Source organism: Methylobacterium brachiatum (assembly GCF_900113845.1).
Taxonomy (GTDB): Bacteria; Pseudomonadota; Alphaproteobacteria; order Rhizobiales; family Beijerinckiaceae; genus Methylobacterium; species Methylobacterium brachiatum.
In genome coordinates, this window is record NZ_FOQW01000026.1 from 1 (window position 1) to 15,692 (window position 15,692).

General features: G+C 66.0%; 23 protein-coding genes. 3 read left to right on the plus strand and 20 right to left on the minus strand.

Features of this window, described 5'->3' with window-relative positions; all coding sequences use genetic code 11:
* Positions 1–215: 215 nt before the first annotated feature.
* Complete coding sequence (locus BMZ47_RS25350) at positions 216–677, minus strand: hypothetical protein (RefSeq protein ID WP_167369105.1); 462 nt, start codon at positions 675–677, stop codon at positions 216–218.
* A 197-nt stretch (positions 678–874) separates the two neighbouring features.
* Here BMZ47_RS25350 and BMZ47_RS25355 point away from each other — a divergent pair, with 197 nt between their 5' ends.
* The 3 genes from BMZ47_RS25355 to BMZ47_RS25365 all read left to right on the plus strand — a co-directional run bounded on the left by BMZ47_RS25355 (position 875) and on the right by BMZ47_RS25365 (position 1,894).
* Positions 875–1,132, plus strand: coding sequence for a hypothetical protein (locus BMZ47_RS25355; protein WP_091864886.1), 258 nt, complete (start codon positions 875–877; stop codon positions 1,130–1,132).
* Positions 1,129–1,317: a hypothetical protein gene (locus tag BMZ47_RS25360; RefSeq protein ID WP_244536939.1), complete on the plus strand. Its 189-nt coding sequence runs from the start codon at positions 1,129–1,131 to the stop codon at positions 1,315–1,317. The genes BMZ47_RS25355 and BMZ47_RS25360 overlap by 4 nt, the downstream gene beginning before the upstream one ends.
* Positions 1,318–1,579: 262 nt before the next feature.
* Positions 1,580–1,894: a hypothetical protein gene (locus tag BMZ47_RS25365; protein ID WP_091864888.1), complete on the plus strand. Its 315-nt coding sequence runs from the start codon at positions 1,580–1,582 to the stop codon at positions 1,892–1,894.
* A gap of 408 nt (positions 1,895–2,302) precedes the next feature.
* Here the strand turns inward: BMZ47_RS25365 and BMZ47_RS25370 are convergent, their stop codons facing one another.
* The 19 genes from BMZ47_RS25370 to BMZ47_RS25450 form a co-directional block, all read right to left on the minus strand.
* Positions 2,303–3,697: a class I SAM-dependent methyltransferase gene (locus tag BMZ47_RS25370; RefSeq protein ID WP_091864890.1), complete on the minus strand. Its 1,395-nt coding sequence runs from the start codon at positions 3,695–3,697 to the stop codon at positions 2,303–2,305.
* Between the two features lie 360 nt (positions 3,698–4,057).
* A complete protein-coding gene (locus BMZ47_RS25375) occupies positions 4,058–4,585 on the minus strand; it encodes a hypothetical protein (RefSeq protein WP_139221062.1) in 528 nt (175 codons plus the stop codon).
* 44 nt (positions 4,586–4,629) lie between these two features.
* Positions 4,630–4,977, minus strand: a complete 348-nt coding sequence (locus BMZ47_RS25380; RefSeq protein WP_050732329.1) for a hypothetical protein — start codon at positions 4,975–4,977, stop codon at positions 4,630–4,632.
* A 17-nt stretch (positions 4,978–4,994) separates the two neighbouring features.
* Positions 4,995–5,537 (minus strand): 3TM-type holin, encoded by a 543-nt coding sequence (locus tag BMZ47_RS25385; protein ID WP_091864894.1) that lies wholly within the window; start codon positions 5,535–5,537, stop codon positions 4,995–4,997.
* A gap of 3 nt (positions 5,538–5,540) precedes the next feature.
* Positions 5,541–6,407 (minus strand): N-acetylmuramidase family protein, encoded by an 867-nt coding sequence (locus BMZ47_RS25390; protein WP_091864896.1) that lies wholly within the window; start codon positions 6,405–6,407, stop codon positions 5,541–5,543.
* Between the two features lie 39 nt (positions 6,408–6,446).
* Positions 6,447–6,602, minus strand: coding sequence for a hypothetical protein (locus BMZ47_RS28725; protein WP_167369107.1), 156 nt, complete (start codon positions 6,600–6,602; stop codon positions 6,447–6,449).
* Between the two features lie 22 nt (positions 6,603–6,624).
* Positions 6,625–7,140 carry a hypothetical protein gene (locus BMZ47_RS25395; RefSeq protein WP_091864898.1) on the minus strand — a complete coding sequence of 172 codons (516 nt, stop codon included), beginning with the start codon at positions 7,138–7,140 and terminating at the stop codon, positions 6,625–6,627.
* Between the two features lie 7 nt (positions 7,141–7,147).
* A complete protein-coding gene (locus tag BMZ47_RS25400; RefSeq protein WP_091864900.1) occupies positions 7,148–8,209 on the minus strand; it encodes a hypothetical protein in 1,062 nt (353 codons plus the stop codon).
* A 4-nt stretch (positions 8,210–8,213) separates the two neighbouring features.
* The gene (locus tag BMZ47_RS25405) at positions 8,214–8,453 is read right to left on the minus strand and encodes a hypothetical protein (protein WP_091864902.1); all 240 of its coding nucleotides are present in this window, start codon (positions 8,451–8,453) and stop codon (positions 8,214–8,216) included.
* A 6-nt stretch (positions 8,454–8,459) separates the two neighbouring features.
* Positions 8,460–8,969, minus strand: coding sequence for a hypothetical protein (locus BMZ47_RS25410; protein ID WP_091864904.1), 510 nt, complete (start codon positions 8,967–8,969; stop codon positions 8,460–8,462).
* A gap of 10 nt (positions 8,970–8,979) precedes the next feature.
* On the minus strand, positions 8,980–9,453 hold the full coding sequence (locus tag BMZ47_RS25415) for a hypothetical protein (RefSeq protein WP_091864906.1): 474 nt from the start codon (positions 9,451–9,453) through the stop codon (positions 8,980–8,982).
* Positions 9,450–9,833 (minus strand): hypothetical protein, encoded by a 384-nt coding sequence (locus tag BMZ47_RS25420; RefSeq protein ID WP_091864908.1) that lies wholly within the window; start codon positions 9,831–9,833, stop codon positions 9,450–9,452. The genes BMZ47_RS25415 and BMZ47_RS25420 overlap by 4 nt, the downstream gene beginning before the upstream one ends.
* 36 nt (positions 9,834–9,869) lie before the next feature.
* Positions 9,870–11,534, minus strand: coding sequence for a hypothetical protein (locus tag BMZ47_RS25425; protein ID WP_091864910.1), 1,665 nt, complete (start codon positions 11,532–11,534; stop codon positions 9,870–9,872).
* The gene (locus tag BMZ47_RS28255; protein ID WP_139221063.1) at positions 11,531–11,926 is read right to left on the minus strand and encodes a hypothetical protein; all 396 of its coding nucleotides are present in this window, start codon (positions 11,924–11,926) and stop codon (positions 11,531–11,533) included. The genes BMZ47_RS25425 and BMZ47_RS28255 overlap by 4 nt, the downstream gene beginning before the upstream one ends.
* 9 nt (positions 11,927–11,935) lie before the next feature.
* Positions 11,936–12,349 (minus strand): hypothetical protein, encoded by a 414-nt coding sequence (locus BMZ47_RS25430; protein ID WP_091864912.1) that lies wholly within the window; start codon positions 12,347–12,349, stop codon positions 11,936–11,938.
* A gap of 9 nt (positions 12,350–12,358) precedes the next feature.
* Positions 12,359–13,330 carry a hypothetical protein gene (locus BMZ47_RS28260; protein ID WP_139221064.1) on the minus strand — a complete coding sequence of 324 codons (972 nt, stop codon included), beginning with the start codon at positions 13,328–13,330 and terminating at the stop codon, positions 12,359–12,361.
* A complete protein-coding gene (locus tag BMZ47_RS25440) occupies positions 13,323–14,105 on the minus strand; it encodes a YmfQ family protein (protein ID WP_091864916.1) in 783 nt (260 codons plus the stop codon). Before BMZ47_RS25440 ends, BMZ47_RS28260 begins: the two co-directional genes overlap by 8 nt.
* Positions 14,105–15,199, minus strand: coding sequence for a baseplate J/gp47 family protein (locus tag BMZ47_RS25445; RefSeq protein ID WP_091864918.1), 1,095 nt, complete (start codon positions 15,197–15,199; stop codon positions 14,105–14,107). Before BMZ47_RS25445 ends, BMZ47_RS25440 begins: the two co-directional genes overlap by 1 nt.
* A 3-nt stretch (positions 15,200–15,202) precedes the next feature.
* Positions 15,203–15,691 carry a phage GP46 family protein gene (locus BMZ47_RS25450; RefSeq protein WP_208601113.1) on the minus strand — a complete coding sequence of 163 codons (489 nt, stop codon included), beginning with the start codon at positions 15,689–15,691 and terminating at the stop codon, positions 15,203–15,205.
* Position 15,692 lies beyond the last annotated feature (1 nt).

Consider the following 15,692-nt stretch of genomic DNA (forward strand, 5'->3'; position numbering starts at 1 on the left):
TCGCCGCTCGCGCGAACAAAGGGTGACTTGTAAAACGCTGTAAAACATTCGGCCGAAAAGCCAATGGTTTCAGGGTGGGAGACGAAATCGCACAGTTTGGCTAAACGACGGAAAGCCGAGTGATCGCAACGACATGCGTTTACAATACGTCGGTGAACGTGACGGGAACGAGCGCGGAACGTCGTGTGATCTTGTAAAACACCTTCCGGACGTTCTCACCCGGGTTGGCCAGGCGTCACGGGCTCCTGTTTTCGCACGATCCGGCAGCGATCTCGGAGCGTCACTTCCCGGGTCGGCCATTGCCCGCAAGCGAGCTCGAACGCCGCCAGCGCCATGTCGAGTGGGTAGATCACCGCCAGCTGCGCCTCGATGGCCCCGCGCTCGCCCCACACCTCGATCGTGTACGGGCGCCCCGGGGGCACCGGGGTTTCGGGCCGAATCGGCTGCGGCAGAGTGATCGCCGCAAGGCATAGGTGCTCGTACTTCCGGGCCGGCGGGGAGCCGGGCAGGCGCTGATATTGACACGACGCGGTCAGGGTCCGCAGCAAATCGATCGACGAGATGTTGGGTCCGTAGCGCTCGAGCAGAGTTGCGACGCTGTAGCGCCCCGACCGCTTGCAAGAAGCACAATCGACCCAAACCCGGCCGGGCTGAACGTCGCCAAGGCGACACACCATGTCTGCTCTCCGATGAGAACGAAAACAGAACAAACGCGATGCCCGAGCTAGGTTCAACCTCCGCGGGTAGGAATATGGGTACTGCCTGTGGAGGACTGTGGACGGATGTTGAGAAGGCGTGCGGTGGCAGAGACTTCGGTCGAACCTGGCCAGGGGGCGGCCTGGACGCGCATATCGAGCTGCGATAGCCCGCAGGGATGGCCTTGAACCCGACTGTCTCAGAGCTCCGGAAAACGTCCGACGTCACGGACGACGAGATCACCGCCGCGGTCGACGCGGTGCTGGCCGACCTCGTGACGGAGGCCTACCCGCTGGCCAAGGGCTGGACCCTCGACCTGGTCTCGGCCATCGCCGCGCACAAAGCCTCCCAAGACGCGTTGCTCACCGACCGAGAGCCCTACAAGCGCAACATGGTCCGCACCGCGATTCTGCTCGCTCATCCGGTGAAGACGTGATCCTCGATGAGGCCGACCCGATCGTGGAGGCGGTCGCCGTCCTCACGTCCCGCGGCCACACGGTCGAGCCCGACGACGATTTCGAGAACTGGCGCGTCGATGGGGGCGCATGGCTCACCGCCGGCGACCTGCTGGCGCTCGCCATATGCCTGGGCCTGAACGCCGGAAACGGCAGGCTGCATTAGCGGTGCCGGCTGAACGGACCGGCGCGCGACCGCGCAAGGACACCCGCGGTCGCGTGCTGGCGGCCCTGACTGCCGAACCGGCGACGGCGACACAGATCGCTGAGCGCGCCGGGATCCCGGGCCGGGAGCGAGGGCGGGAGGCGGCCCTGGTGCTGGCGCGCCTTGAGGCTGGCGGATTGGCGATCAGGGAGGCAGGATGGCGGCGGGTCCCGCGCTGGCGGGCGCCGCCTGCCGCGTGCCCGGATCAAGTCGAGGCCGATCCGTGAACCGCTATCCGCCCGGTGCCTATACGAAGGGCGTCGGCGACCCGGTCCCGCGCTGGAGGCGCAACCCCCGCCGCGGCTACGATGCCGAAGGCCGCGAGACCATTCCGGCCACCATCGCCAACAGCATCGCCAACGGCGCCTACGCGATCCGGGCCACATGCGATTGCGGACACGAGGCCGAGGTGCCGATCGACCAGTTCCCGCCGGAGATGTTCGTCCCGGATTGTGGGCTGCGCATGGTATGCCGACGCTGCGGGCTCAAGGGGCCGAGGACCGTGCCGGCTTGGCGACGGGTGAGCGACCGGCCGTAGAAACGGCGAAGCCCGCCGCGGCGCTGGGCCGAGCGGGCTGGATTGCGATCAGGACGACCATCAGGGCAATCAGCGCCGCCACCTTTAACCAGTGAGCGATGACCAAAGCGCACCTAGACCCTAGGGTTGATGGCGGCTTATAACGGCGACATCAACGGCTTCAGATCAACGGGTTGACCGATTATGCGCGACATCGACGATAAGACGGTCCCCCTAAGGATAAGTGCGCTAGACGAAGCAAAAGCGGTGTCTCTCCATGGAATTACATCAAGCCCTGGAGAGCTTTCAACGCCCGTTGGCGAAATTAAGGCGGAACAAGGGTCCTTTGTTCCGTTTAAAGCTCGGGGCGCACTCGCTATCGATGCAACAAACATCGCGCTAAAACAGCGTAAATCTTCAAGCTGACCGCTATTCCGGCAAGGGCCTTGCTTGATTTGCGGTCTTAGCTCGCGGTTGTGGCGTATAATGGTACGGGTAGTGAACTAGCTTTGCCTCACCCCATCCCGGACAAGTGTAATCACGCGCAATCCTGACATCTTCGTTCCCGATAAGAGAAAATATCTCCGGCAGGCATTGTATCAGGATAGTCATGTCGTTGACATCCTCCTTAAGAGCACCATCAACAAACGGGGCCGAGGCATATTTCTGGAACGTGCTTAGGATCAAATCGTAGTCCTTACCCGCGAAAAGCCCCATTGCGCCCGCTCCGGACAGCAGCTTTGGGCCCTCTGCGTCCCTTGCCATCTGCTTGGCATCTTTTGGCGTGAACCCGTAGTTCACGACGTCGAAATCGGCGAAGGGATGGCCGGCCGTAGCGTATGCGAGCCACCGCATGTAGCAGGCCCTGGTATATTCCCACCCATTTCGAGAGGCGGCGAAAGCCGAATTCTCGTCGTCAAAGAATGAATAAAGGGGGTGTTGCTTCGCATCCCGCTCATCAAGAGCAACAACCTCCCAGCCGTTTTGCTCAAACGACTTAACATGCATAGCAATAAGATCGGGAACGTCGTCGCTATACGCCAGTCCCTCAATGCGCTGAAAGTAATATGAAATCTTGGGACGGCCAGAGGCGCTTTCAAGCTGCTCGATGAGCGACGGCGTTGCAAGATTTGACTTTTGGCTAGGCCTCGACGACAGTATTTGAGAGATAATTGCTTCTAGCGGCGCGATGTTAAACAAGTTCTTATGAAGAACGGCGTCTATATAAGACTTATTAGATATATCTGATATTAGCGCTGAACTTAGTTCGCTTGATGCGCGCGGATGACGCCACATTACGAGCTGCCCGTGCGTTTCCGCGACAGTGCAGTAGCTCCAATTCAGCATGTAAGCATTGATGAAAAAGGCGAGTTTATAAACGTCGCCCATCCAGTGCGTACTCGTATCACCCACAGACTGCCTAAAGTAATAGCATTCTTGCTCAGAACGGAGGGATGCCGGGTAAGAGTCTGGGATAATATCATCAAGTATGATGATGCCGTTTTCATTCAGGAGGTCGACGGAATGCAGAAGATCTGTGAGAGTTTGTTCAAAAGTGTGCAATCCGTCCAGGAAAATTACATCGAATTTGTCGCTCCGATTTGACGCATCTACAAAATATTCATTACTTGTAACTTGATAATACTTGTTGTTAGGCTCGTCTGAGCTTCGTTGATTATGATCGAAATCGAATTTTGGATCTACTGCTACCTTTGTGCGCGCCTTTACTTGATTGAAGGTCCCGCCCTGCCAAACGCCGACTTCGAGGTATTTGGGGTCCTCGAACAGTTCAGAGATCCGGTTGATGATCTCGTCGCGCAGCATGGACTGTCCTGTTCAGCTTCAGATAGCGAACCTTGACGCTCGGTCGCAGCTTGCATCCATATCGGCGGCCTTAGTGGGCGGCAAGTCTGAGGCGGGCGCGAGTATCGGCCCCGCAATTGCAGAAAGCCCCGCGTGGCGGTGCCAGCGAGGATCAATCAATCCGTGGGAGGAAATTGGGGCATCGCAAGCTGCGGGGCATTGGGCACGAAAAAAACCGCCGCAGCTGGAGCCGGGCGGTTGGGCGGAACGACAGAGATGTGATGGAGAGCTAGCGCTTCGTCAGGTTGCCGATGATCAGGCCGACCAGGAGCGCGATCAGGGCCCAAATATGGCTCAAGTCCTGACCAGGCGGCGCGCAGTTCACGGCGCCGCAGCCCGCGGCAGGATCTCGAACTCCAGCGGCGGCAGGATCGTCGTGATCGACCAGCCCAGCGCGCGCTGCAGCGGGTTGCAGTCGTAGGCCACCACGCCGAGCAACCGGCCGCGGCCGGGCATGGCGTCGAGCGGGATGAACGGGCCGATTACCTCCTCCTCGCGCCCGAGCGGCCCGTAGGCGTCGAACCGCTCGGCCTCGTAGTCCAGGCGCCGGCCGGCGCCGTCCACCAGCCACCAGCGGCGCGTGATCTCGCACGAGCGCGACCGCTCCCGCACACCGCGGATCAGCAGCCGCTCACCGGGCCGGACCAGCTTGCCCGGGTTGACGACCTCGCGCGAGACCTGACGGACCGGGGGATCGCGGTCGATCGCCATGGAAAAGATCCAGCCGACCACGAACAGGAGCGTGCTGTAGTAGAGCCCGTTGAGCACGAGCTGCAGGCGAGCTTGCCGTTTGGAGGGGCCGTAGGCGAGTTCGATGGCGCGGGCATAGATTTCGTCGGTACGGTCCACCTCGGGGAGCATCGTGACCTGCATGGGTTCCGGTTTGGGGGGCATCAGTGCGGCACCCCGCCCTTCGAAAGGACGAGCCCGACGATCGCGAGCACGATCGCGCCGAGCACGGATTTCACGAGCCAGCCGACGTGATCCTTCAGCTTGGACACGTCATCGACCACGTCCTTGAGTTCGGTCTTGGTGGCGTAGACGTTGCGGAGATCCTCCCGGATTCCGCGCACGTCGGACTGGACCGCATCGAGCTTCGTCGCCGAGACCGCGACGTCGACCTGCATCTTGGTCCAGGCGGCCTCGTCCTGGCTCTTCTGGCCTTCCGGCATCATGGCCTCTTGATCCTGGAACCGTAGGAAGGCGGGTGGCTGCGTGACGGCTTCGAGAGCGGCGGCCATGGCGCGCGCATCCCGGCTCAGCGTCGGATCGGCTGGGGAGCGGGCACGGCCCCCGGAACGCCCGTGGTCCGCTCGTAGGTGCGCATGGCGCCCAGCCCGAGCATGCCGATTAGGACCGGCATGAAGTCGGAGACGACGATGGTGGGCGGCGCTGGGAAGGCGATGCCGAGCGCGACGCCGAGGATCGCTCCGAGCCACGTCACCAGGGGCGCGGCCAGGAACTGGTAGACGAAGGCCGCCACGCATGCCCAGCCGAGCGCCGGCCGCCACCGCGAGGAGAAGCGGTCGTTGCCCTGCGCCTCTGCAAGATTGATCGCGTTCTGCTGCTCGTTCTGCGCCTGGAGGGCCGCCGTCAGGACCGTCTCGCGGGCGGTGAGCGCTTGCTCGATCTCGGCCTGGGCCTCCGCCTTCTTCTGCGGGTCCGGGATGGTGCGATCCACGATCACCCGCGCGATTTCGGCGATGCTCGGGATCGCCGCGCCGATTCCCGCGCCGAGCGCCGGGCCCGCACCGCCCGTCAGGACGCCGCCGAGAATGGATCCGATGATGCCGCCAGCCATGGGTCAGCCCTCCTTCTTGGGGTAGGCGGTGCGCAGCCGCGAGAGCGCCGAGGCCCAAAAACCGGGCTTGGCCGGCGCGGGCGCGGGGGCAGGAGCCGGCAACGCGGGCGAGCCGCTGTTTCGCGGCGCCGGCGCGAACACTGGCGGCACGGGCGGCGGGAGCGGGGCGATCTCGACGGGCGGGACCGGCACCGGCTTGCCGACCGCATCCTGCGGCGGCGACCAGGGCGTGTCCTTGATCTTCGACCACTTCGCGAAGGCCGCCGCGAGCTTGGTGTGGTAGCCGTGCTGCGCGTAGCTGGCACCGTTGTAGCCCCGGGCGAAGGCCGCCCAGTTGTGCGCACGCAGCTCGTCGTCGAGGTGGTTGGCCTTGATGAACCGGACCATCGCCTGCAGCTGCTCGGATTCGCCGCCCTCGATGAAGGCGACCACCATCTGCTGCGGGCTATCGTAGCCCGCGGCGACGAAATTCTCGCCGAGGATCTGCCCGAGCCCCCAGGATGCGGCTTTCAGCGCGGCCGTCTCGTTGATGTTGAGCGCGGAGGTCAGGCGCGGGTAGCTGTCGGCCGGGTAGCCGCCTGCTTTCCACCTCTCATAGGCGATGCCGATCTGCACGGCGTAGGCGCGGTCCGACCCGACGAGGTTCCGGTAGAAGACGTGCGGCTCAAACAGCATCTTCGGCCGGCTCTGCTTGTCGAAGCCGCCGCCGGCCGTCTCGACCTCCAGCACCGCATGGAGTTCGTCCTCGCCGACGCCGATCAGATGCCCCGCCGCCGGCAGGTCGAGGTCTGCCAGACGGACGGCCCGGCCTTTGAAGTCGGAGGCGCGCGCGCGCGCGAACGCTGCCGCCGTGGCTGCGGGTGTCGGCATGGTGGTGCTCCAGGTGGTGATGGGGCGGGTGAGGCGTGATCAGCGCGCGCGGGGCCGGGCGCCGCAGATCCAGACAGTGCCGGCGCCGTCGATGAAGACGGGCGTGCAGGAACCGCGGCGGCGGGGCCGGGCATCGGCTGCGGTCGAGAGCAGGAGCGCGCAGGCGAGCGCCAGCACCGCAAGGAAGCGGGTCATGGGCGGCTCCGATGGTGGAGGATCAGGCCGTGGGCGGCGAGATGTTCGCCTGCCAGCCCTGACAGGTGATCGAGCACCCGGCCTGGCCCCATTGCGCTGAGGAGGTCAGGTCCAGGGCCTGCGTCAGGTCCGGGGCTGCGACGGGCGGCCCGCCGAACAGGCGGATCTGGTTGTCGGCGATGAACAGGATCCCGGAGGCGGCGACCATCGATCCCAGCACCATCAGGTCGGCGACCGAGTACCAGGGCGCGTCGGTGTCGCCGAGCAGGCCGGCAATCGATCGGGCCGGCAGAACCGATACGCCGCCCAGCCGGACGCGCGGGATGATCGTTGGCACCAGACCGACCGAAGTGTAGATCCCGAATTGCAGCAACCGGATCCGGGTGCCCGAGATCAGCGTGTTGCCCTGGATCGTCAGCTTCTGGCTGAACGCCTTCTCGGCGGTCCCGGTCACCGTCAGGCCCGGGACCATCTGCGGGTTGGCGACCCGGAGGCCGCCTTCCGTCATGACCTCGACACCACCCAGGCGAAGCGTCATGGCAACCTCACGCTCCGCAGAAGGCGGCGAGTAGCGAGAAGGCGTTCGCCCCTGTGGGGGCGTTGCCGTTGGTGAACACTGCTCGGCAGAACGGTGCTCGGACCTTCACTTCCAGGTCCAGAGGAATCCCAGCTGTCACCGTCTGCGGTGAGGAGGCGGGAATCCAATTCGTGCCATCCGTCGAGTCCTGGATCTGGAGCGCCCCCGACTGATCCGAATTCACCCTTGCGCCGAAGCGGCTGTAATATGGGTTGGGTTGGCCGTTCGCTTGCCGGGTGCCGCCGGTGACGACGGCGCCGGCCGAGAGCACGCCTCCCGTCAAGGAGCCGGTCGTGATTGCAGCGCCCGACTGAAGGGTGCCGCGGACCACCTCGGGGAAGAGGCTGGTCTGCCGGACGTAGCCGACCGATCCGCCGCTATCGAAGTTGGCGACCAGGCTGCCGCCGTTGGCGATGAAGAGCCGGGGCGGCGCCGGGACGGTCTTGAGGAGGATGTTGATCGCCGGGCTGCCGGCGGCGATCGAGGTCACGTTGAAGCGGATCAGGCGGTACGGCGTGACATCGCACTGCCGCATGTTGAACGGCTTGCCCTCGTTGAAATTCGTGTCGCCGGTGTTGCTGTCGAGGTTCGGCAGCTGGCCCTTGATCGCCTTCCACTGCGTGTTGTCGACCGTGCCCTCCAGGTTGCCCGAGCAGCCGGTCGTGGACTGAATATCGACCATCGCCGACATGAAGCTCTTGACCGCCATCACGGCCAGGGGCCCGGTCGTGGTCGGCGAGAACGTGAAGAGCTGATCGTCGCGTTCGAGGCTGTTGTAGATGACCACCAGGCGATCGGCGGCCGACATCGCCGTGGTGTCGTAGGCCAGGGTGACGGTGCTGCCCGAGGCCGTGCCGCCGAGCGCGCCGCTGCTGTCCTGCGGGTCGAAGATGACCTTGCCCGAGGCGGCGTTCACCACCAGGACCAGGCCGTCGAGCGTGAACCCGGGCACGCCCGCGAAGGTGATCTGCTTCTGCGCCGGCGCGAAGCTGTACTGCGCCGGCGCGAGCCGGGCTTGAGACTGGGGCAACGACCTACCTCACAGCGTAAAGGATGGCGGCGCGCCGCGCGATCGCGCTGGCCTGCGCCTCGGTGAGGCCGCCGCCGCCCGGGCCGGCAGGATCGGCCCAGGCGGCGGCGTAGGCGGCGGACCCCGTCTTGGTCAGGACCTGCCCCGCGGCGCCGCCGCCCGGGAGCATGCCGGGGGTCGTGTCGCTGGCGGGCAGCTCCTTGACGGTGCCATCAACGACGACGAGCGGGTTGCGCGCGACCACGGTCCGTTACGCCAGGACGATCGGCGGCTGGGACTGGAAGTTCAGCTCCGTGGCCGCGACTGCGAACCCGACCCGCTGGACGACCTGGCCCGATCCGGACGGCGCCGTGGAGGTGGCGGCGCCGGGCGTGGCGGCAGACAGGAAGATGGGGCCCGGGGTGAGCCCGGATACCTGGGTGTCCGCGCCCTCGAAGTAGACGGTCGCGTTCGCGCCGTTCGCGACCGAGGCGAGCACGAAGCCGTGGGCCTCCTTGCCGGCCACAGAGGCGTCGGCCTTCCGAACCTTCGCGCCCGACGAGTTCCAGATGTTCACGAGGTCGCCGGCCGCGAGCGCCTCCGAGGCCGCGATCGTCTTGGTGTCGGCGCCGATGCCGCTCGGCATCATCGTGGTGTCGAACCGGCCGGTCGCGTCGAGCGCCGGGATCTTGCCGGCGTCGGCCGCGCCCGCGCTGGCCTGCACGGAGGTCTTCTCCGTCACCGTGCCTGCGTTGTTGTAGAGGTACTTATCGCCGGGCATCGTGTGCTCCTCAGAGGGTTCGGATCGGCGGGCCGAGGGACACGATCAGGCGCGTCGGACCCACCGCGACACCGATCTGCTGGACGAAGGCCCCGACCAGCGGGATCTGCGTGAGGTTGCCGTCGAAGCCGAGCCACACCGGGCCGGGCGCCCAGGCCCAGGACGGCTCGTCGATCGCTCCGGACGAGACGACCGCCACGTCGGCACCGGCCGCGGCCGCACCGGTCGTGACACCGATGACCGTGCCGAGGTCGGCGAGGATGGCAGCCGAGGCGTAGACCGCGCCGTCGGCAGTCCCGCGCACGACCCTGTGCCCGCTGAGAGCCACGGCAGCCTGGACGGCGGTCTCGGAGCGGTTGCCCTGAGCCGACGCGCCCGGCGGGCCGTCGCCGCCCATCGGCCCCGGCACGACCACGCGCACGATGCCCGGCTCAGCCGGCACCACCACGCGCACCCGGAACGGCCCGTCGCAGCAGGCGCTCATGGCAGGAAGCTCCGGACGGTGACCGGGCCGCCGGCCCAATCCCGGGTCTTGCCGCCGATCACCCGGCGCAGGACGTAGCGCGGGCCCTGGCCACGCGGGATCAGGTCGGATTCCGCGATGGTGTAGGGCCAGATCACCCGGCCCGCGGCGCCCTCGACCACCAGCGCGCCGTCGCCGTTGACCGCGTCCGAACTGTGCGTGATCTCGCCTTCGGGCAGCGCGCCGCCGGCCGCCGAGTACGGCACGGCCTGCCACGCCACGACGAGCTCGAACACCGAGCCCGCGAGGTTGGCCGGGGTCCCGTCAGCGTTCGCGAACTCCCAGATCACGGCAGGGTCGTCGTTGCCCCGCCGGATCTCGATCGGCACGTCACGCGTCATGGCAATCCTGGCGAGCGAAGATCGGCGAGGGGCCGGTCAGTTCTTGGTGATGTCGGCCTGGCCGAGCACGCCGGAGACACGCACCTTCGCGGTTGAGGCGGTGTTGTCGATGACGGCGCCGCTGGCATTCCCGGTGGCGCGGCCACCATTGATGCCGATACCCGTGGCGCCGCTCTGCAGGATGTAACCGTAGCCGCTGGGCGAGGGAGCGGTGCCGACGCAACTGACGCCGCTGGCCGTGAAGCCGTTGACCCCGGCCCCGACCTGGATCCCGTAGGGAGTCACGCCGTCCGCGCCGATCGTGCCGCCCACGACCGAGATGTCGGTGCCGGCGGCGAACTGCAGGCCGCCGCCCAAGCATTTCTTGACCTGGCTGATGAAGAACGTGACCGTCTTCGTGGCGGACGAGGTGAAGCTCAGCCCGACTCCGGAGAACCCCTGGATGCCGAGGACGAAGCTGCCCTCCGTCACCGCGGCCGTCGCCAGGAAACCGGCCTGAGACCCCGCGTTACCGACGCCAGCGGCGGACAACCGGGCCTGCATGTCGATGCGGTCCACAACACCGGTCCCGTCGATCCGGCAGGCGCTGCCGTTGGTGATGTCCAGCATCGTATTGGCGATGTGGATGTTCGAGAGCTGCACGCCCGCCGTGGTGGCGAAGTGCAGGTCGGACAGGGTGGTGCCCTGGACGTGCGTGTCCGAGATCCACAGTCCGTCGCCGCTCTCGATCCGGATGCCGTCGTCGATATGGCTGTTGATGCTCGTCAGAACGCCGTTCGTGTAGTTGAAGGTTGAGCCTTCGACGTTGAGCGCATTGATCGCGCTCTTCCCCGCCCCGCCGGGCGAGGGCGCGCCCGCGATCTGTGAGACGCCGAGGCGGAACGCATGCCGCCCGCTGGAGGGCCCGGCATCGAGCGTGATGTAGACGTCGCGGAGGTAGAACTCGACCGAGCCGAGCATCGAGATGCCGCCGCCCGCCGACCCGGAGTTGGGTCCGAGCCCGACGGACAGGTTCTCGATGCGGGTGTTCTTGTGGCTGTCGAAGATGATCGCGTAGGGCGAGTTGGCCTGCGTCATCGCCGGGCCAAGACCCGGGGCGCCACCGAAGTCGTAGAACGCGATGTTCTTGAGGCCCGTATTGTAGATATACGAGTTGTTGCTGAACTTGATCGTCGGCCCGAAGTCGCCGTGCCGGCGGATCTGCGTCGCGTCGCGGTGGCAGCCCTCCAGCAAGACGCCGTTCAGCGTCACCGCGATCGTGCGGTTGACCAGATAGTATCCGTCGGGGATCCAGACCGGGCGGCCCGAATTCACGGCGGTCTGGAAGGCGCACCAGTCGATCTCGTCGCTCAGCGCCAGCGCGCAGGCGTAGACCAGCTGCGCGGCGGCGAGTGTGGAGAATTTGCTGGACAGCGGATGGGTGGCCCCATCGCCGATCGCGCCGAAATCCTTGACGCTGACGGCATCGGCGAGCCGGGACGTGAAGGTTCGGGAAAGGGGGAAGAGGCCGGCCGCGGTCGCACCCGACGCATCTCCGGTCTTGTCGAGCTTGCCCGAGATGTCCTGGGCGGGCCCCGGAGGACCTATGGGGCCGGGGCCGCCGTCTTTGCCTGGTTGTCCCGCTGGCCCCGCCGGCAAAGCCACGCCTGGTGGCACATTCTGGGCGGCCGGGCGGCGGACGACGATCTCGCTGGTGATCATCGCACAACCCCTGCTTCGACGGTAACGGGGCCGCCGGCAATGGTGCGGGTCAGCCCTTCTCCCGAGGCCTGCACCTCGAAGACGTAATCGCCGGGCGAGAGCCGAGAGACCGTGGCCTTCGGAATTGCGAGCGCCACGACGTTCAGACCGGTCCCACCCGATGAGATCAAGCCGTTTTGCGGCAGTCCGTTTAGAGGACCGGATACGCTCGATGCGATGACCTGCGCGGTCGGATCGACAGCCCGAGCCCGAAGCATCATCGTCAGCGTCAAGCCAGCGAGCGAGATCGGGTTGCCGTCCTTATCGAGATAAGCCCACGCGTCGGTCCAGTCTTCATTGTTCGCGATCGTAGTCGCGAATGTAAGCCGCGGCAGGTTGAGAATTTGGGTCACGCCGCGCCCTCAGGTCGAGGCCGCCAGAAGCTCGACGGCGCGCTCGTCGCCGAAGAGGCCCACCGCCGCATCGTGCAGCAGCGACCACATCTCGTCGTCGGATCGGAAGGTGACCGCGCTCTCGAAGATGCGCCGGATCCGCGTCGGCTGCTTGGCCAGGGCGGCGTCGATCGCGTCAGCCTCGTCGTCGGTGCAGCGGCGGTAGAGGTCTGCGCGATACAGGATCACGACCTCCACGGGGTGCGGTGGGTCCGGAAGCGCCGCGATGACCGCGAGATCCTCGGCCGTTGGCTGCGGGCCGAGCAAGGCCTCGTTCCACCGGAACACGGTCCAGCCCTCTTCCGTCTCCAGAAAACCAGCGGCGTTGAAAACGGCGCTGGGGCTGAGCCCGGATTTGGTGGCGTAGTGCTCGGCGAGATTCATCACGGGGCCTCAGAAGATCTTGGTGAAGGAGAGCTGGTGGCCACTGGCGTTGGCGTTGCCGAAGAAGCTCGGGGGGCCGACGGACACGCCCGCGGTGGCCTTCACGATGTCGCCCACCGCCAGCTGCGCGATCACGCTGGCATAGGTGTTTTCGGTGAACGTACCCGAGGCTAGAGCCGTGTAAGGCGCCTTTCCGGCGGCAATCTGCTGGCCATTCAGCATGATCAGTTGGGATACGTCATTCGTAGATTGGCCGGTCACGTTGGTAAACGTGTATCCCTGAAGTGCAATACTATAGAGACCAGCGGTTTTGACTGCGAACCCGTTGACGCCGTTATTGGTGAAATCGGCAGTGCTCGCATCCGTAAAAATCAGGCTCGCGTAGGCGTTGTTGGTCAGCGGCGTCTGCTGCGCTGCACTGAACGTCGTCAGCTTCACATTGGCGAGCAGCGCCTGCGTGATGTTCGTGATGGAGGCGAGGCCGCCGCCAGAGATCATCACGTTGCCGGCGCCATCTGCTTCGTAACGGTAGCGACGGCCGGCTTTGATGTCTCCGATCCCCAGGCTCGATCCATCCTCCTTGAAAATCGGATAATCGACGTAACCACCTGCCGAGCCGAGGTTCATTACCCTCAGCTTCGGGTTTGTGACCGTGTTAGGGGCTGCCGCGACGCCGCCGATGCGCATGCCACGCAGGAATGCCGGGAGCACGGCATCCAAGGTGGCCACCGCGAGATCACCGGTTCCGGTCAGCTCATCGACCCAGACGCCACCGCGAGAGACGGCCTGCGTCCACTGGAACAGGTTGGCACTATCCGGAGTCAGCCCCGCCAGAAATTCAAGGTTGACGCCCTCGCGCTGCAGTTGGTTGAAAACCAGAGCGTTGACGATGGAACCCGGATTAGAATTCGCGGGGTCAGCGTTCTGAAAATCCGGGACCGGCAGCGCGCCAATCTTATCGAACGGAGGGAGCCTATCCATTGCCGATCGCCACCTGTGAATAATCGAAAAGGACTTGGGTGTGCGCTGGGGCCAATCGCCGGACGACGCACTCAAGATCGGTCGCGAGCCCGAACTCGCAGTGATGGTCGACGCCGCACTGAGCGATACCGCCGCGCTGCCAGCGCAGGGCGGTATTGAGGATCGAGACGCGCCAGATGAACCGGATGTTCGGCGCGCCGAGCCGCCACACCCAATCGTCTCCACCGCTGAGGTCTATCTTCAGGATGGGGTCGACGCCGCACCGGGCGACGCCGCACCGGGCGTAGGTGTAGACGAGGTGCCCAGTCGCACGCGTGTCGCCGCAGCGGGTTTCGCCGCAGACGACCGGCCGGTACTCGTAGATACGGATCTGGTAACCGAGGCTTGCAGCCAGATCGATGAAGAACTGCCGATCCTGGCGCCCAACCATCGTCAGCTTGCGGATCAGCGCTTCACGCCGGAGGGCCAAGTTCGGCGCCTCGGTGCTGCACGGATCGGGAAGGTCGAGAGCGCGCTCCCAGTCTGGGAGTAACTCGTAGGCCTGCCGGGGGTCCGTCTCGATAAACAGTAGGTCGGCCGCCCGGGCGTCGACCTTATCACCCCAGACTTTCGCGAGGCCCCGGGTCAGGTCGGACAACGCCTCGTCATCGCCGCGGGGAGTCGTGTCGCCCGGCGACGGCGCCGGGGATCGCGGCCAAGCCGGTCCGACCGGGTGCAGATCCTCAAAGCCCTCAGCGTAGTCGGCAGCTGACCGGCGAACGAACTGATCGGCCATCAGGTGAAGGCCACCGATCCCAGCGTCGCCATGCGGCCGCCGTTGGCCATAACAGCATCGGAAGCAGCGAGGGTGAAGTGATCCACGCCTTCAGCCGCCGAGATCGCCTCCGACTGCCATTCCCGGTAGATCGTCTGAGCCGGCACCAGAACCCCGTTGACGGCCCGGGCCGGCGCGGCTCGATCGTTCAGCATGGCACGCAAACTGGAAAGCGCCGCCGCGCGAGTAGAGGGCGTGTCGGGCGTGAGCGCGCCGATCGCGAGGTTCACCGGCTGCGGCACGGGCGCGACCACGTAGATGTCTGAGACGGTGACCGGCCGGACGGTTGCGATGTGGGCTGCCACGGCATCGCAGTCGGCTTGGAGCGGATAGCCGCCGAGCGAGGCTCGCAGGTCGTCCATCATGAACCGCACCGTGACCGTGCCAAGGGCGACCTCGTGCGGCGCCGCCCATGCGCGGGTCACGCCCGGCACCTCACGCGCCCAAGCCACGTAATCGTCCGCGTCACCGCCCATCGGCGGCTTGCGGATCCGGAACAGCACCCGGTCACGCAGGCTGTCGATGCTCTCCTGATCGACGCCGTAGCTCGTGATGCCGGTCACGGTCGCGGAGGCGGTAACGCCCGAGATCGCGACGATGAGCGAAAGCGCGGTGTCCATTTCGAGGTTGCCGACGGCACCGGCAGTGAGCGCGCGAACGCCTACCGAAGTGGCGACGCTGGTTCCGCCCAGGGTCACAGCGGCCGTGGATTGGAACAGCAGGCCACCCTGGCTGAATTGCGTGCCCTGCGGAACTACGGTGCCAGCCGGCCCCGACAAGGTCGCGGTGAGGACGCTATAGGTCGCCGCCTTCCGGCCGCCGGGCAGGAAGATGTCGGCCCAGCGTTGGAGCATCTGCTCGCCGGCCTCGTCGGGCAGGTACTCCTTGGCCTGGCGAGCGATGTACTGCAACACCAGAAAGGCGAGCGCGCCGTTGTCGTCGGTAAGGATGCCGGCCGGGCAGTTGCCGGGCAGCGCGCCTACGCGCAGCGCCTCGATGACAGCGTCGCGGCTGAGGGCCCGGGTCTCGGCGAGAGTGGGGATCGCGAGCGGCATGCGTCAGGCCCTGATCCCGTTCCACAACGTCGCGTAGCGAAGCTCGATCGCCGGCAGTTCTCCCCGGTAGAGCGTCGCCTTCACGTCGATGCCTTCGACCTTGAGCCGCTCGCCGACCACGCTGAGCCGAGACGCCACACCTTTCTGGACGAAGGGCTGGAGGCATTCCCGGGTGTAGTCCTCGGCCCGAGCGAGCGTGCTGCCCTGACGCGCCTCGGCGCCGGTGATCGTCACCCGCTGGAGCAGCCATAGGCGCGAGCCGATCGGCCAGCCGTCGCGGACGCCGGAAGCGTCGAGATCGCCCCACCAGCCCCGGCGGTCCGTATCGCCTGAGACCGGCAGCACGTCGTCGGCTCGGGCCAGCCGGTCCGTGCCCAACGCCACCACCACGCAATCGACGAGGTCGAGCGTCGGGTCGCGCTGATCCACGGGGGTCAGAAGCCACTCGCGCGTCACCGCGCGGCGGGAATGGACGACGATGTTCTCGGGCAAG

Bases quoted from the DNA above. Each gene is read 5' to 3' on its own strand.
- BMZ47_RS25410 (WP_091864904.1), bottom strand. From the start codon at position 8,969: ATGCCCGGCGATAAGTACCTCTACAACAACGCAGGCACGGTGACGGAG.
- BMZ47_RS25420 (WP_091864908.1), bottom strand. From the start codon at position 9,833: ATGACGCGTGACGTGCCGATCGAGATCCGGCGGGGCAACGACGACCCT.
- BMZ47_RS25380 (WP_050732329.1), bottom strand. From the start codon at position 4,977: ATGGCCGCCGCTCTCGAAGCCGTCACGCAGCCACCCGCCTTCCTACGG.
- BMZ47_RS25430 (WP_091864912.1), bottom strand. From the start codon at position 12,349: ATGAATCTCGCCGAGCACTACGCCACCAAATCCGGGCTCAGCCCCAGC.
- BMZ47_RS25425 (WP_091864910.1), bottom strand. From the start codon at position 11,534: ATGATCACCAGCGAGATCGTCGTCCGCCGCCCGGCCGCCCAGAATGTG.
- BMZ47_RS25355 (WP_091864886.1), top strand. From the start codon at position 875: ATGGCCTTGAACCCGACTGTCTCAGAGCTCCGGAAAACGTCCGACGTC.
- BMZ47_RS28725 (WP_167369107.1), bottom strand. From the start codon at position 6,602: ATGACCCGCTTCCTTGCGGTGCTGGCGCTCGCCTGCGCGCTCCTGCTC.
- BMZ47_RS25395 (WP_091864898.1), bottom strand. From the start codon at position 7,140: ATGACGCTTCGCCTGGGTGGTGTCGAGGTCATGACGGAAGGCGGCCTC.
- BMZ47_RS25370 (WP_091864890.1), bottom strand. From the start codon at position 3,697: ATGCTGCGCGACGAGATCATCAACCGGATCTCTGAACTGTTCGAGGAC.
- BMZ47_RS25445 (WP_091864918.1), bottom strand. From the start codon at position 15,199: ATGCCGCTCGCGATCCCCACTCTCGCCGAGACCCGGGCCCTCAGCCGC.
- BMZ47_RS25390 (WP_091864896.1), bottom strand. From the start codon at position 6,407: ATGCCGACACCCGCAGCCACGGCGGCAGCGTTCGCGCGCGCGCGCGCC.
- BMZ47_RS25440 (WP_091864916.1), bottom strand. From the start codon at position 14,105: ATGGCCGATCAGTTCGTTCGCCGGTCAGCTGCCGACTACGCTGAGGGC.
- BMZ47_RS25385 (WP_091864894.1), bottom strand. From the start codon at position 5,537: ATGGCTGGCGGCATCATCGGATCCATTCTCGGCGGCGTCCTGACGGGC.
- BMZ47_RS25350 (WP_167369105.1), bottom strand. From the start codon at position 677: ATGGTGTGTCGCCTTGGCGACGTTCAGCCCGGCCGGGTTTGGGTCGAT.
- BMZ47_RS28260 (WP_139221064.1), bottom strand. From the start codon at position 13,330: ATGGATAGGCTCCCTCCGTTCGATAAGATTGGCGCGCTGCCGGTCCCG.
- BMZ47_RS25415 (WP_091864906.1), bottom strand. From the start codon at position 9,453: ATGAGCGCCTGCTGCGACGGGCCGTTCCGGGTGCGCGTGGTGGTGCCG.